Origin of the sequence: Micromonospora sp. NBC_01405 (genome assembly GCF_045040155.1) — a bacterium.
Taxonomy (GTDB): Bacteria; Actinomycetota; Actinomycetes; order Mycobacteriales; family Micromonosporaceae; genus Micromonospora.
In genome coordinates, this window is sequence record NZ_CP109532.1 from 2,502,696 (window position 1) to 2,516,932 (window position 14,237).

The 14,237-nt window shown below is 73.3% G+C and carries 10 protein-coding genes; 4 read left to right on the top strand and 6 right to left on the bottom strand.

Features of this window, described 5'->3' with window-relative positions:
* Positions 1-39: 39 nt before the first annotated feature.
* A complete protein-coding gene (hemL, locus tag OG559_RS10190) occupies positions 40-1,377 on the bottom strand; it encodes a glutamate-1-semialdehyde 2,1-aminomutase (protein WP_405114603.1) in 1,338 nt (445 codons plus the stop codon).
* 142 nt (positions 1,378-1,519) lie between these two features.
* Between hemL and OG559_RS10195 the strand changes: the two genes are divergently transcribed.
* Positions 1,520-1,855, top strand: coding sequence for an STAS domain-containing protein (locus OG559_RS10195; RefSeq protein ID WP_405114605.1), 336 nt, complete (start codon positions 1,520-1,522; stop codon positions 1,853-1,855).
* Between the two features lie 24 nt (positions 1,856-1,879).
* Here OG559_RS10195 and OG559_RS10200 read toward each other — a convergent pair whose 3' ends face one another.
* Together OG559_RS10200 and OG559_RS10205 are read right to left on the bottom strand one after the other, a co-directional pair.
* Complete coding sequence (locus tag OG559_RS10200; RefSeq protein ID WP_405114607.1) at positions 1,880-3,463, bottom strand: ABC transporter permease; 1,584 nt, start codon at positions 3,461-3,463, stop codon at positions 1,880-1,882.
* Positions 3,460-4,365 (bottom strand): ATP-binding cassette domain-containing protein, encoded by a 906-nt coding sequence (locus tag OG559_RS10205; protein WP_405114609.1) that lies wholly within the window; start codon positions 4,363-4,365, stop codon positions 3,460-3,462. Before OG559_RS10205 ends, OG559_RS10200 begins: the two co-directional genes overlap by 4 nt.
* A gap of 90 nt (positions 4,366-4,455) precedes the next feature.
* Between OG559_RS10205 and OG559_RS10210 the strand changes: the two genes are divergently transcribed.
* The gene (locus tag OG559_RS10210; protein WP_405114611.1) at positions 4,456-4,965 is read left to right on the top strand and encodes a GbsR/MarR family transcriptional regulator; all 510 of its coding nucleotides are present in this window, start codon (positions 4,456-4,458) and stop codon (positions 4,963-4,965) included.
* Position 4,966: 1 nt separating this feature from the next.
* On the opposite strand, the gene OG559_RS10215 is transcribed toward OG559_RS10210, so the two are convergent.
* Positions 4,967-5,521, bottom strand: a complete 555-nt coding sequence (locus OG559_RS10215) for a two-component system response regulator (protein ID WP_405114613.1) — start codon at positions 5,519-5,521, stop codon at positions 4,967-4,969.
* A complete protein-coding gene (locus tag OG559_RS10220) occupies positions 5,518-9,885 on the bottom strand; it encodes a HAMP domain-containing protein (RefSeq protein WP_405114615.1) in 4,368 nt (1,455 codons plus the stop codon). Before OG559_RS10220 ends, OG559_RS10215 begins: the two co-directional genes overlap by 4 nt.
* 266 nt (positions 9,886-10,151) lie before the next feature.
* Here OG559_RS10220 and OG559_RS10225 point away from each other — a divergent pair, with 266 nt between their 5' ends.
* Positions 10,152-12,242: a SpoIIE family protein phosphatase gene (locus OG559_RS10225; protein ID WP_405114617.1), complete on the top strand. Its 2,091-nt coding sequence runs from the start codon at positions 10,152-10,154 to the stop codon at positions 12,240-12,242.
* Between the two features lie 109 nt (positions 12,243-12,351).
* Positions 12,352-12,783: a hypothetical protein gene (locus OG559_RS10230; RefSeq protein WP_405114619.1), complete on the top strand. Its 432-nt coding sequence runs from the start codon at positions 12,352-12,354 to the stop codon at positions 12,781-12,783.
* Positions 12,784-12,839: 56 nt separating this feature from the next.
* On the opposite strand, the gene OG559_RS10235 is transcribed toward OG559_RS10230, so the two are convergent.
* Entirely contained in the window at positions 12,840-14,198 is a 1,359-nt protein-coding gene (locus tag OG559_RS10235) for an FAD-binding oxidoreductase (RefSeq protein ID WP_405114621.1), read from the bottom strand.
* Positions 14,199-14,237: the final 39 nt, after the last annotated feature.

Consider the following 14,237-nt stretch of genomic DNA (forward strand, 5'->3'; position numbering starts at 1 on the left):
GCGGGGCTCGCAAAACCGGCTCACTCCTCGCGCTCACCACTACCCCCCGTTGCCCGCCGCTGCCGCCGCGTTCGCCGCCGCGGGCAGGGCCGCGGCGATCTGCTCACACGCGGCGTCGTCGATCGCCGCCGAGACGAACCAGGACTCGAACGCGCTCGGCGGCAGGTAGACCCCGTCGGCGAGCATCGAGTGGAAGAACGCCTTGAAAGCCGGGACCTGCTGGGTCCGGGCGATGTCGTAGTCGACCACGTCGGCGTCCGTGAAGAAGATCGAGAACATGCTGCCCGCGTACGACAGCCGGTGCGGAACCCCGGCGGCGGTCAACGCGTCGGCGGCGAGCCTGCCCACGACGGCGGCCGTCTCGTCGAGCCTGCGGTAGACGGCGTCGTCGGCCAGCCGCAGCGTGGCCAGGCCGGCGGCGCAGGCGAGCGGGTTACCGGAGAGGGTGCCGGCCTGGTAGACCGGGCCGGCCGGGGCGAGTCGCGCCATGATCTCCGCGCGCCCGCCGAACGCCGCGGCCGGCAGGCCACCGCCCATGACCTTCCCGTACGTCCACAGGTCGGCGTCGGAGGGGTCGAGGCCGTGCCACCCGGAGCGGGAGACCCGGAACCCGGTCATCACCTCGTCGACGACCAGCAGCGCGCCGTGCGCGTGGGCGATCCGGGCGAGCTGAGAGTTGAACCCGTCGCGGGGGGCGATCACGCCCATGTTGCCGGCCGCCGCCTCGGTGATCACCGCGGCGATGTGCTGCCCCTCGGCGGCGAACGCCTCCTCGACGGCGGCGATGTCGTTGTACGGCAGCACGATGGTGTCGCCGGCCGCCGCGCCGGTCACGCCGGGCGAGTCGGGCAGGCCGAGGGTGGCCACGCCGGAGCCGGCGGCGGCGAGCAGGGCGTCGACGTGACCGTGGTAGCAGCCGGCGAACTTGACGATCTTCGAGCGACCGGTGAAGCCCCGGGCCAGCCGGATCGCCGACATGGTGGCCTCGGTGCCCGAGTTGACCAGCCGGACCTGCTCGACCGGGGTGCGATCGACGATCTCGGCGGCCAGCTCGACCTCGCCGGGGGTCGGGGCACCGAAGCTGGTGCCCCGGGCGGCGGCGGCCTGGACGGCCTCGACCACCTCCGGGTGGGCGTGCCCGAGGAGCAGCGGCCCCCACGAGCAGACCAGGTCGACGTAGCGCCGGCCGTCCGCGTCGTGGAGCCAGGGACCCTCCCCCCGGACCATGAAGCGCGGGGTGCCGCCGACGGCGCGGAACGCGCGCACGGGGGAGTTCACCCCGCCCGGCACGATGGCGCGGGCGCGGTCGAACAGGGCCTCGGAGGCCGGCGCGTCGGCAGGGTAACGGCCGGATCCGGCGGAAAAGGTATCGGTCACGATGCCGCCATTGTGTCAGCGCCGGGCGGCGAATCGGCAGCCACCCCTGGTCGGGGTTACCGGGCTCACGCGGAACGGCTGGCCGGGCGGGCTGCGAGCGCCTCGACGGGCCAGAGGACCCGGTTCACGCTAGGCTGATCGGGTGGATCGTGCCGAACTGTCCATCACGCTACACCGGACGGGCGATGAAGTGGTGCTTCGCCTCGCCGGTGAGATCGACATGCTCACGGCCGCCCAACTTTCGACCGTCGTCAACGAGGTGCTCGCCGATCCGCCCCTGCGGATCGTCCTCGATCTGGGCGGGGTCACCTTCTGCGACTCCCAGGGTCTGGGCACCCTGGTCGTGCTCAGCCGCAAGACCAGCCACGCGCAGAGCCTGCTCATCCTGACCGGCGTCGGCGACTTCCTGCTCCGGGTCCTGGACATCACCGGACTCCGCTCGGCCCTGATGATCCGCAACGGCGCCCCCACCGACTGACCGCCCCGCCCGCCCCGTCGCCGCCTAGCCGGACAGGTCGCGGCGGCGGAAGGTGAGCAGGCCCGCGGTGGCCAGCGCGGCTGCCGTGCCGGCCAGGGCCAGCAGCGGCGTGGCGGGGACCGACCCGCCCAGAACCTGCGGGGTGTGGGTGAACGGGGACAGGTCCAGCAGCCACTGGCTCAGCTCCAGCGCCGCGCCGAGCTGACCGAGAAGCAGGCAGCCGGCGAGCGCCGCCCAGGCCGCGCCGACGCTGATCCGGGGCAGCAGGCCGAACAGCAGCACCGCCAGGCCGACCAGCACCCAGACCGCCGGCACGTGGGCCAGCGCCGCCCCGGCCAGCCGGGGCACCTTGCCGGTCACGTCGGAGCTGCTGAGGCCGTAGGCGAGCCCGGTGACCGCGCCGGTCACCGCCAGCATCACCGCCGGGCCGAGCAGGGCGAAGGCCAGGTGGCCGAGCAGCCAGCGGGACCGGCTCGTCCCGGTGGCGAGCACCGGCTCGGCGCGCTGACCGGTCTCCTCCGTCCGCATCCGCAGCACGGCCTGGATGCCGTAACCGGCGGCGGCGAGCGCGACGATGCTCAGGGTCGTCCCGAGGTACGCCTCGGCGATCGACGCCGAGCCGCCGAGCCGCTCCATCAGCCGGGCGACGGTCTCGTTGCCGTCCACCGCGTCCCCGGCCGCCTCGGCGGCGCCGCCGAGCACCGCGCCGAGGGCCGCCGCGCCGACCGTCCAGCCGAGCAGCGCGACCCGGTTCAGCCGCCAGGCCAGCCCCCACGGACCGGCGAGGGCGGGGCCTGCGGCGGCCGGCCCGAGCCGCGGAGGCAGCACGCCCGCGCCGAGGTCGCGCCGCGCCGAGAGCCGGAACGCCACCGCGCCGACCAGCGCGGCCAGCCCGGCGAGCAGCGCCAGCGGCCACCAGCGCTCGCCGGCGTACGGGTGGGTGCGCTGGGCCCAGCCCAGCGGGGAGAGCCAACTCAGCCACTCCGTCCCGCCCGCGTCCCCGGCGAGCCGGACCAGGTACGCCGCCCCGAGGGCCGCGACGCCCAGCCCTCGGGCGCCGCCCGCGCTCTCGGTGAGCTGCGCGGCGAGGGCGCCCACGGTGGCGAAGACCGCCCCGGCGAGGGTGACCGAGAGCCCGAACGCCAGGGAGCCGGCCGCCGGCAGGCCGGCGGCGACCAGCCCGCCGGCCACGAGCAGCCCGAGCAGCAGGTCCGCCGCGTACGTGACGAGCAGCGCGGCGGCCAGCCCGGCGTACCGGCCGAGGACGGTCGCGCCGAGCAGCTCCCGCCGGCCCGCCTCCTCCTCGGTACGGGTGTGCCGGATGACGACGAGCAGGCTGATCAGGCCGACGATCAGGTGCAGCAGCCCGGACCGCTGGGCGGCGAGCGCGCCGACGCTGTCGCCGTACGCCGGGCCGAGCAGGGCCTCGATCGACGGGTTGCCGGCGGTGCTGGCCGCGTACTCGGCGCGCTGGGCGGCGGTCGGGTACAGCCCGGCGTACGTTTCGGCGTAGCTGGCCGGCAGCACCGCGATGAGCAGCACCCAGATCGGCAGCAGCACCCGGTCCCGGCGCAGGATCAGCCGGACCAGGTGCCGGGTGCCGGTCATCGGGCCACCCCGGCGGTGCTCGCCGACCCGTAGTGCCGCAGGAACAGCTCCTCAAGCGTGGGTGGCCGGCTGACCAGGCTCCGTACGCCGATCTCGGTGAGCCGGCGCAGCGCGGCGTCGAGCGCCGGGGTGTCCACGTCGAAGCGGACCCGGTCGCCGTCCACCCGCAGGTCGTGCACGCCGGCCAGCTCGGCCAGCCCGTGCGGCGGCCCGGCCAGCTCGGCGTCGACGGCCGTGCGCTGGAGGTGACGCAGCTCGGCCAGCGTGCCGGTCTCCACGGCGCGGCCGTTGCGGATGATCGTCACCCGGTCGCAGAGCGCCTCGACCTCGCCGAGGATGTGGCTGGAGAGCAGGACGGTGCGACCGGCGGCGCGGGCCCGGCCCACCCAGTGCTGGAAGACCTCCTCCATCAACGGGTCGAGGCCGGAGGTCGGCTCGTCGAGGATCAGCAGCTCCACGTCGGAGGCGAGGGCGGCGACCAGTCCGACCTTCTGCCGGTTGCCCTTCGAGTACGCCCGGCCCTTCTTGCGCGGGTCCAGCTCGAACGCGGCGAGCAGCTCGTCGCGGCGGGTGCGGTCGATCCCGCCGCGCATCCGGCCGAGCAGGTCGATCACCTCGCCCCCGGTGAGGTTGGGCCAGAGGGTCACGTCGCCCGGCACGTACGCCAGGCGGCGGTGCAGGGCGACGGCGTCCCGCCACGGGTCGCCGCCGAGCAGGCGGGCGGCCCCCGTGTCCGCCCGCAGCAGGCCGAGCAGCACCCGGATGGCGGTGGACTTGCCGGCGCCGTTGGGCCCCAGGAAGCCGTGCACCTCACCGGCGCGGACGGTCAGGTCCAGCCCGTCGAGCGCCCGGGTCCGGCCGAAGGTCTTCACCAGACCGGCCACCGTTATCGGAGTTTCCATGCTTCAGAAGCTACAGTCGTTTCACGAAGTTGTGAAGCCTGTGGAAGCTGGGGCACCATCAGATACCCGACCTACGCCGAGGAGAGCCGGATGACCGCCGCCGACCCGCCCCGCCGCGACGACGAGGCGGTCCACCTCTTCGTCGAGCGGATGGCCATGGCCTTCGCGGAGGTCGGTTTCCCCCGGATGGCCGCCCGGGTGCTGTTCACGGTGATGAGCGCGGACGAGCCGCTGACCGCCGCCGAGATCGGCGAGCGGCTCGACGTCAGCGCGGCGGCGGTCTCCGGCGCGGTCCGCTACCTGACCCAGTTCGGCATGTTGGTCCGCGAGCCGGTGAAGGGCTCCCGCCGGGACCGCTACGGGCTCTCGGACAACCCCTGGTACGAGGGGACGATCACGAAGACCGGCCTCTACAAGGGCTTCATCGACATCGCGGACGGCGGGGTCGACGCCCTCGCCGGCCGGAGCACCCCGGCCGGCGAGCGGGTCGCCGAGATGCGTGAGTTCTTCGCCTTCGTCCAGGAAGAGATCGACTCGCTCGGCGAGCGCTGGCGGGCCCGCCGCGCCGCCACGGGCCACGGCGGGTTGCCACCCGGCTAGATCAGCGGGTGTTGCCCCAGCGAGCCTGTTCCAGCAGGTCGACGGCCCGGGTTCGGGCCTCCGGGCCGTCCGCCCGGAGCAGGGCGGTGGCCTCGTCGACGGCGTCGGTGAGCGTGCGCCACTGCGTCTCGCGCTCCCGGACCAGGTCCGACTGGGCGGCGAGCTGCCGGGTCTTGACCCACAGCTCGACGAAGACAGACACCTTGGCCCGCAGCACCCACGGGTCGAAGGGCTTGGTCAGGTAGTCGACCGCACCGACCGCGTACCCGCGCAGGGCGAGCTGGGCATCCTTGTCGGCCGCGGTGAGGAAGATGATCGGCACGTGCCGGGTGCGTTCCCGCCGCTTGATGTGGCTGGCGGTCTCGAAGCCGTCCATGTCGGGCATCTGCGCGTCCAGCAGGATCACCGCGAAGTCGTCCACCAACAACTGCTTGAGCGCCGCCTCGCCGCTCTCCACAGCGACCGACTGCACCGGCAGCCCCTGGAGAATCGCCTCCAGGGCCATCAGATTCTCCCGCCGGTCGTCGACCAACAGCGCCTTGGCCGTCTGGGTCACGCTCTCTCCTCGCCTCGGCTGCCGCCCACCCAGGACGCCATCAGCTCGATCAGGTCGTCCAGGTCAACAGGTTTGGTGATGTAGTCGCTACCGCCCGCCGCGAGCGCGGACTCGCGGTCGCCCGGCATCGCCTTCGCGGTAAGGAAGACAATAGGCAGGTCGGCGAAGCGGTGGTTACGGCGGATCTGCCGGGTGGTCTCGTAGCCGTCCTGGTCGGGCATCATCGCGTCCATCAGCACGATGTCCACCTCCGGATGCTCGGCCAGCCGGCGGACGCCGTCCGCCCCGTTGTCCGAGTACAACACGGTCATACCGTGCAACTCCAATGCGCTGGTCAGCGCGAAGACGTTCCGCACGTCGTCGTCGATGATCAACACGGTGACGCCCTCCAGCCGGCGGGTGGCCGGCGTCTCGGCCACCCCCGACAGCTCCGGCGGGGACATCAGCAGCGACGCGGGCAGGCCCGCGCGGGCCGGCGACGGTGGCGCGGGCGCGACCACCGCGTCCGGAGCCAGCACGTCCGGTACGTACAGGGTGAAGGAGGAGCCGTCTCCCGGCACCGAGGCCACGGCGATCGAGCCGCCGAGCAGGCGGGCCAGGTCCCGGCTGATCGACAGCCCCAGCCCGGTGCCGCCGTACCGCCGGCTGGTCGTGCCGTCCGCCTGCTGGAACGCCTCGAAGATCAGCGACAGCTTGTCGTCCGAGATGCCGATCCCGGTGTCGATCACCGTGAAGGCGATCACCTGTCGGGCGTTGGTCAGCGCCGGCACGTCGAAGACGACGCTCTCGGACGCCGGGGCGATCCGCAGCGTCACCGTGCCGCTGTCGGTGAACTTCACCGCGTTGGAGAGCAGGTTGCGCAGGATCTGCTGCAACCGCCCGGTGTCGGTGACCAGCGCTGGGGGCAGGTCCTCGGCCACCCGGACCTGGAAGTCGAGGCCCTTGTCCTCGGCCTGCGGGGTGAACGCCTGCTCTACGAACCCGCGGATCTCGTCGAACCGGACCTCGGTCGGCTCGACGTCCATCCGGCCCGCCTCGATCTTGGACAGGTCGAGGATGTCGTCGATCAGACGCAGCAGGTCCGAGCCGGAGTTGTGGATGGTCCGGGCGAACTCGATCTGCTTCGGGGTGAGGTTCTGCTCCGAGTTCTCCACCAGCAGCCGGGCCAGCAGCAGCAGCGAGTTCAGCGGCGTACGCAGCTCGTGGCTCATGTTGGCCAGGAACTCCGACTTGTACGCCGAGGCCCGGGTGAGCTGCTGGGCCTTGTCCTCCAGGCCGAGCCGGGCCAGCTCGATCTCCCGGTTCTGGGTCTCGATGTTGGCCTTCTGCTCGGACAGCAGCTGGGCCTTGTCCTCCAACTCGGCGTTGGTGCGCTGCAACTCGGCCGACTGCTCCTGGAGCTCGTGGGCCAGCCGCTGCGACTGGGCCAGCAGCTCCTCGGTGCGCCGGTTGGCCTGGATCGTGTTGACCGCGACGCCGATGGTCAGCACCAGCCGCTCCAGGAACGACAGGTGCAGTTCGGAGAAGGCGGCCACGCTGGCGAACTCGATCACGCCGAGCAGCTCGCCCTCGAACAGCACGGGCAGCACCACCAGGTCGGACGGCGGGGTGTCCGCCAACCCCGAGCGCAGGGTGAGCCGGCCGTCCGGGGAGGCGCTCACCCGGATCGTCCGGCGGGACAGCGCGGCCTGCCCGACCAGTCCCTCGCCGGGGCCGAACGTGACGTCGTGCCCCCGGGCCACGTAGCCGTACGAGGCGGTCAGCCGCAGCCGCATGCTGCCGTCGGAGGTGTCGACCAGGAAGAACGCGCCGAGCTGCGCGTCGACCAGCGGGGTCACCTCCATCATGATCATCCGGCAGACCTCGCCGAGGTCCCGCTGCCCCTGGAGCAGGCCGCCGATGCGGGCCAGGTTGGAGTCCAGCCAGCCCTGCTCGGCGTTCTTCTTCGTCGTCTCCCGGAGGGTGACGATCATCTGGTTGATGTTGTCCTTCAGCTCGGCGACCTCGCCCTGGGCCTCGACCGCGATCCGCTGGGTCAGGTCGCCCCGGGTCACCGATGTCGACACCTGGGCGATGGCCCGGAGCTGGGTGGTGAGCGTGGAGGCGAGCTGGTTGACGTTCTCGGTGAGGTCCCGCCAGGTGCCGGAGACGCCCTTCACCTGCGCCTGGCCGCCGAGCTTGCCCTCGATGCCGACCTCGCGGGCCACCCGGGTCACCTCGTCCGCGAACGAGGAGAGCTGGTCCACCATCGTGTTGACCGTGTTCTTCAGCTCCAGGATCTCGCCCTGCGCGTCCACGGTGATCTTCTGGCCCAGGTCGCCCTTCGCGACGGCCGTGGTCACCGACGCGATGTTGCGCACCTGCGACGTCAGGTTCGACGCCATCGAGTTCACGTTGTCCGTCAGGTCCCGCCACGTGCCCGAGACGCCCTTCACCTGCGCCTGACCGCCCAGCTTGCCCTCCGTGCCCACCTCACGGGCCACCCGGGTCACCTCGTCCGCGAACGACGACAGCTGGTCCACCATCGTGTTCACCGTCGACTTCAGCTCCAGGATCTCGCCCCGGGCGTCCACGGTGATCTTCTGCGACAGGTCGCCCTTCGCCACCGCCGTGGACACCTGGGCGATGTTGCGCACCTGGGCGGTCAGGTTCGACGCCATCGAGTTCACGTTGTCGGTCAGGTCCCGCCAGGTGCCGGCGACGCCGCGCACCTGGGCCTGGCCGCCGAGCTTGCCCTCCGTGCCCACCTCACGGGCCACCCGGGTCACCTCGTCCGCGAACGAGGAGAGCTGGTCCACCATCGTGTTCACCGTCGACTTCAGCTCCAGGATCTCGCCCCGGGCGTCCACGGTGATCTTCTGCGACAGGTCGCCCTTCGCGACGGCCGTGGTCACCGACGCGATGTTGCGCACCTGCGACGTCAGGTTCGACGCCATCGAGTTCACGTTGTCCGTCAGGTCCCGCCACGTACCGGAGACGCCCTTCACCTGCGCCTGACCGCCCAGCTTGCCCTCCGTGCCCACCTCACGGGCCACCCGGGTCACCTCGTCCGCGAACGACGAGAGCTGGTCCACCATCGTGTTCACCGTGTTCTTCAGCTCCAGGATCTCGCCCTGCGCGTCCACGGTGATCTTCTGGCTCAGGTCGCCCTTGGCGACGGCCGTCGAGACCTGGGAGATGTTGCGGACCTGGCTGGTCAGGTTGCCGGCGAGCTGGTTGACGTTCTCCGTGAGGTCCCGCCAGGTGCCGGAGACCCCACGCACCTGGGCCTGGCCGCCGAGCTTGCCCTCGATGCCGACCTCGCGGGCCACCCGGGTCACCTCGTCGGCGAACGACGACAGCTGGTCCACCATCGTGTTGACGGTGTCCTTCAGCTCCAGGATCTCGCCCTGCGCGGCGACGGTGATCTTCTGCGACAGGTCGCCCCGGGCGACGGCCGTGGACACCTGGGCGATGTTGCGCACCTGGGCCGTCAGGTTCGACGCCATCGAGTTGACGCTGTCGGTGAGGTCCTTCCAGGTGCCCGCGACGTTCGGCACCTCCGCCTGGCCGCCGAGCTTGCCCTCGGTGCCCACCTCCCGGGCCACCCGGGTCACCTGCTCGGCGAAGAGTCGCAGCGTGTCGGTGAGATAGTTCATCGTGTCGGCCAGCTCGGCGACCTCGCCGCGCGCCCCGACCGTGATCTTCTGCGACAGGTCGCCCTTGGCCACCGCCGTCGCCACCTGCGAGATCGACCGCACCTGGCCGGTCAGGTTCGACGCCATGGTGTTCACCGAGTCGGTGAGGTCCTTCCAGGTGCCGGCCACCCCGCGCACGTCGGCCTGGCCGCCGAGCTTGCCCTCGGTGCCCACCTCCCGGGCCACCCGGGTCACCTCGTTGGAGAAGGACGAGAGCTGGTCGACCATCGTGTTGACCGTGCGGCCGATCCGCAGGTACTCGCCGCGCAGCGGCCGGCCGTCGATCTCCAGCGCCATGTGCTGGGAGAGGTCGCCGTCGGCCACGGCCACGATCACCCGGGCGATCTCGGTGGTCGGGCGGCCGAGGTCATCGATCAGCGAGTTGACCGCGCGCTGCCCCTCCGCCCAGAAGCCCTCCAGCCCCTCCTCGTCGAGACGCTCGGTGAGCCGGCCGTCCCGGCCGACGATTCGGCTGATCCGGCGCAGGTCCAGGTGCTGCCGCTCCTGGAGGGCCACCACGTCGTTGAACGCGTCCGCCACCTCGCCGGCCGCGCCCGCCCGCCGGGGCAGGCGGACCTTCAGGTCACCGCCGCGCACCCGGCGCAGCGCCTCCGCCAGCTCGCTGAGCAGGGCGGCCTGGTCCGGCGCGGACGGGTCCGCGGCTACCGAGTGTTTCGCCGTGGTCATCATTCCTCGCTCAGTTCGGGACCGCCGGGGCCTGCCGGCACACCGGCCATCCCATCATTGTGCCCGGCCGAGCGTCGATGCCGCGCCGCGCCGCCCGCCGGGTCGCCCACGCGTCGAAGCAGCTCACGGCTCAGGGGAACACGGCCTGCCGGGACGACGGCCGCCGGAGCCAACGCCGCCCGGGCGGTCCCCCGGGCGGGTACGCCCCTCGTGGCGGCATCCGGGTCGGCTTGGCTTACGGCCGGGCCGCGGTGGAGGATACGAAGGTGTCAGCGGAGGCGGGACCGGCGACCTCAGGCGGTCCGGACGAACGCGTCCGTCGGGTACGGCTGCCCGCCGACCGGCGGACGCCGGCCGCCGCGCGCGCCCTGGTCCGGTCCGTGCTGGCCGCCGCGAGCCTCGACGACCTGCTCAACGAGGCCCTGCTGTTGACCACCGAGCTGACCACGAACGCCGTCGAGCACGCCCGCACGGAACTGGACATCGAGGTCGTCGCCGACGACGTCGGGCTGACCGTCACCGTCTCCGACTTCGCCGCCAGAACGGTCGACGAGCTGACCGTGGGCGTCCGCAACGACAGCTCCGAGATCAACGAGGTCTCCGAGCGGGGCCGCGGGTTGCTGCTGGTCGACCACTTCGCCAGCCGGTGGGGCACCACGTACCTGCCCACGGGCAAGGGGGTGTGGTTCCGGCTCGACCGGCGCGACCCCGCCGGGCGGCCGGTCGCCCCCGGCCCGCCGCCCGCCGGCGGGTGGGGCCTGGCGACCATCCGCTCCGGCGACGGTCCGGCCACCGAGCACCCTGGGCCGAGCGCCGGGGCGATGAGCGAGCTGATGCAGACCGCTCCCGACCAGTACGCCGAGGACCCGCTGCCCGAATTCGCCACCGACCTGCTCACCCGGCTGGCCGAGATGGTCGGCGCGGCCGGCGGCGTGGTCCGGCTGGACCGGGGTGACGGGCAGGGCACGCAGGTGCTGGCCCGCTACGGTCGCGCCCCGCGGGCCGGAAACGAGCTGCTCCGGGTGCCGCTGGCGGTGCACCGGCCATACGCCGGGGAGCTGGAGCTGGACGCCGCCCCCTCGACGTACGCCCGGCCGTTGGCGGTACTGACCGCCGAGCGGCTCTCGCTGCACCTGGAGAACGACCGGCTGCGCCGGGCCAACGTCCGCCGGCAGGCCTGGCTGACGTTCCTCGCCGAGGCGAGCGAGCTGCTGGCCCAGTCCCTGGACGTCGAGCTGACCATGGCACTGATCCCGCAGCTCGTGGTCCCCCGCCTCGGCCAGTGGTGCGCGGTGCACACCGCCGACGAGTGGGGGCAGCTGCGGCTCGCGGCGGCCACCCACGCCGACGAGTCGGTGCTGCCGCAGCTGGACAAGGTGCTCCGGGAGACGGGGACGGACTCGGTGCAGGCCCGGCTGCGCGAGGCGTCCCGGACCGGGTCGCAGGTGCCGCTCGGCGGGCCGATGGAGGGCTTCGCCGTCCCGCTGGTGGCGCGCGGCCAGCGGCTGGGCACCCTGGCGGTCGGCCGGCACCAGCGCCACCGGCACGACCCGGACGAGGTAGCCGTGCTGGAGGACGTGGCCCGGCGGGCCGCGCTGGCCATCGAGAACGCCCGCATCCACGCCGAGCGGCGCAGGGTGGCGCAGACCCTCCAACAGTCGCTGCTGCCGCCGGCCCTGCCGGTCGTCGAGGGCATCGGCCTCGCCGCCGAGTACGTGCCGACCGGGGACGACGCGGAGGTCGGCGGCGACTTCTACGACGTGCTCCCGCTGCCCGACGGGCGCTGGCTGGTGGTGGTCGGCGACGTGTCCGGCAAGGGGGTCGAGGCGGCTGCGGTCACCGGGCTGGTCCGGGACGTCATCCGGGTGCTGGTCGGCGACGGCAAGCCGCTGCCGGAGGTCCTGGGCCGGCTCAACGAGACGCTGGTCGAGCGGGGTGGCGGGCGCTACTGCACGCTGGCGCTGGCGGCGGTCGGGCCGGGCGACGGCGACCGGTTGGACGTGGCCCTGCACCTGGCCGGACACGACCGGCCGGTGCTGCTGCGGGCCGGCGACGGGGCCGACTTCGTCGGGGCCACCGGCACCGCGCTCGGCCTGCTCGACGCGATCAGCTCGCCGACGGCACAGGTCACGCTCGCCCCCGGCGACTCGCTGATCTTCTACACCGACGGGGTGACCGAGCGCAGGCGGGGCCGGGAACTGTTCGGCACCGATCGGCTGCGGGAGTCCGCCGCGCCACTGGCCGGGTACTCGGCCGACGTGGTGGCCGCCCGGCTGCGCTCGACCGCGATCGGGTTCTCGGTCGAGGCCCCCCGCGACGACATCGCCATCCTGGTGCTGCGCAACGACCGGCTCTGAGCCCAGAGCGAGCGCCCCGGGAGGGAGAACCCCGGACCCGGTTACCCTCGGCTGCCCCACGGTCATTGGAGGGACAGCACATCTCCTCCGCCGGTGCTAGGTTCCCCCCATGTCGACGGCGGCGGCCCCCAGCGCGCGAACCCCGTCGTCGGTCTGGCTGCTGACCACGATTCATCTGGCCTTCGCGGGTGCCTTCCTGCTGGTAACCGTCCTCTACCTCGGACGGATGGCCGCAACCGGGGCCGGTCCTGCTGACATGCTCAGCGGCCGCTTCGACCCGAAGGATCTGGTCCCCTTCGGACTGTCCGGGGTGAACCCGTTCACCTGGCTCTACGCTTTGGTCGCGCTGCTCTACCTGGTCGGCTTCCTGGTCAGCCCAGCTCTGGCCATGGTCTCGTTGCCGCTGCTCGCGCGAACCTGGCATGCGCTGTCCCGCCCGGCCAGGGCCCTGCTGCTGGCAGGGATCGTCAGCGCGATGGCCCTACCCCTGCTCCGCCTCCTCCCCGCCGTCGGCGACATGCACCGGTGGTGGCTGGACTGAGCGCCTCCGCATGACCGGAACGGCTGTCATGTCCCCTGGCGCGGAGGATGCGGCCGTCACAGGCCGCCGGGGAGGCGGCCGGGGGCCAGGCGCTGGTGCGGGTCGAGGTATTCCTTCGCCGCCCGCAGCCTGGGCAGTGAGGCCAGCTCGCCCCAGAGGTCGACCGCCTGGCGCACCGGTGGCGGCGCCGCCACCACGACGCACCGGCCACGCCGGGCGAGCAGCACCCGGCGCACCCCGGTGACGATCGATGCCACCCGCTCGGCGGGCAGGGAGCCGGGCAGGGCCGCGTGCACCACGCCCTGCCCGGCGGAGCCTCGGATCGGGACCGGGCCGCCGGCCGCGTCGCGCAGCGCGTAGACGGCCGCGTGGAGGTCTGTGGTCGGCACCTCTATGCGCAGCGCGGTCTCGCCGGGGCCGAACGGATAGCTCCGCCACCACGTCGGCGCCGAGTGGTCGACGGTTGCCTCGTCGCCCAGCAGGGCGAGCAGGCTGTCCACCCGTTCGGAGACGTCGGCGGGGCCGCCCTCCAGCAGCACCGTCAGGGTGCCCGCCCCGGCCGGTAGCGCCGCCCGGCGGAACATCGAGGGGTGCCGGGCGCGGGCAGCGGCCGCCGGGTCGTCGGGGTGCGGCACCGGGCGCACCCGGTTCGCCCGGGCCGGCAGGTCCAGCTCGACGGCCGCCGGGTCGAGCCGGGCGGCGAGCACCGCCCGGACCAGATCGGGCAGTTCCAGCGGGCTCCCCACCGGGCGGGTGACCCAGACCTGACTGGCCGGCACCGGCTGCACCCGCAGGGTGGCCGAGACCAGCACCCCGAGGCCGCCCTGCGAGCCGCAGAGCAGCCGGGCCAGCTCCAGGCCGGGCGTGCCGCCGCCCGCGCTGGTCAGCTCGCCGTCGGCGGCCAGGTAGCGCACCCCGACCAGTTGGTCGCAGGGGCCGCCGTGGCGGTGCCGCAGCGGGCCGGACTCGTCGGCGGCCAGCACCCCGCCGACCGTCGCACCGGGCGAGGGCGCGTCGAGGGCGAGGCGCTGTGCGGTGCGTTCCAGGACCGCCTGGGCCGCGCGCAGCGGGGTGCCCGCGCCGATCTCGGCCACCTGCGTGCCCGCCGGCTGGTGGCCGATGCCTGCCAGCCGGCCGGTGTCGAGCATGATGTCGACCTGCTCCGGGGCGGCACCCCAGTCGATCTTCGTGCCAGCGCCCCGGGGCACCACCGTCAGGTCGTGGGCGGCGGCCAGCCGGAGCACCTCGGCCGCAGCGGACAGATCGCCGGGCACCGCCACCCACCGGGCCGGCCGCCCGGCGACCTCGTCGGCCGCCCCGGCGAAGCGGGCGAAGGAGGGACCGCAGATCTCGGTAAGTCGACGAGTGATGCCCATTGCCCCGGACCGGTCGGTCGACCGTGCTGCTGCCGCCATGGCGGTTATCGTACAGGTGTTCGAACAGAACGGTGGGTG

Bases quoted from the DNA above. Each gene is read 5' to 3' on its own strand.
- OG559_RS10220 (WP_405114615.1), bottom strand. From the start codon at position 9,885: ATGACCACGGCGAAACACTCGGTAGCCGCGGACCCGTCCGCGCCGGAC.
- OG559_RS10205 (WP_405114609.1), bottom strand. From the start codon at position 4,365: ATGGAAACTCCGATAACGGTGGCCGGTCTGGTGAAGACCTTCGGCCGG.
- OG559_RS10210 (WP_405114611.1), top strand. From the start codon at position 4,456: ATGACCGCCGCCGACCCGCCCCGCCGCGACGACGAGGCGGTCCACCTC.
- OG559_RS10230 (WP_405114619.1), top strand. From the start codon at position 12,352: ATGTCGACGGCGGCGGCCCCCAGCGCGCGAACCCCGTCGTCGGTCTGG.
- OG559_RS10200 (WP_405114607.1), bottom strand. From the start codon at position 3,463: ATGACCGGCACCCGGCACCTGGTCCGGCTGATCCTGCGCCGGGACCGG.
- OG559_RS10235 (WP_405114621.1), bottom strand. From the start codon at position 14,198: ATGGCGGCAGCAGCACGGTCGACCGACCGGTCCGGGGCAATGGGCATC.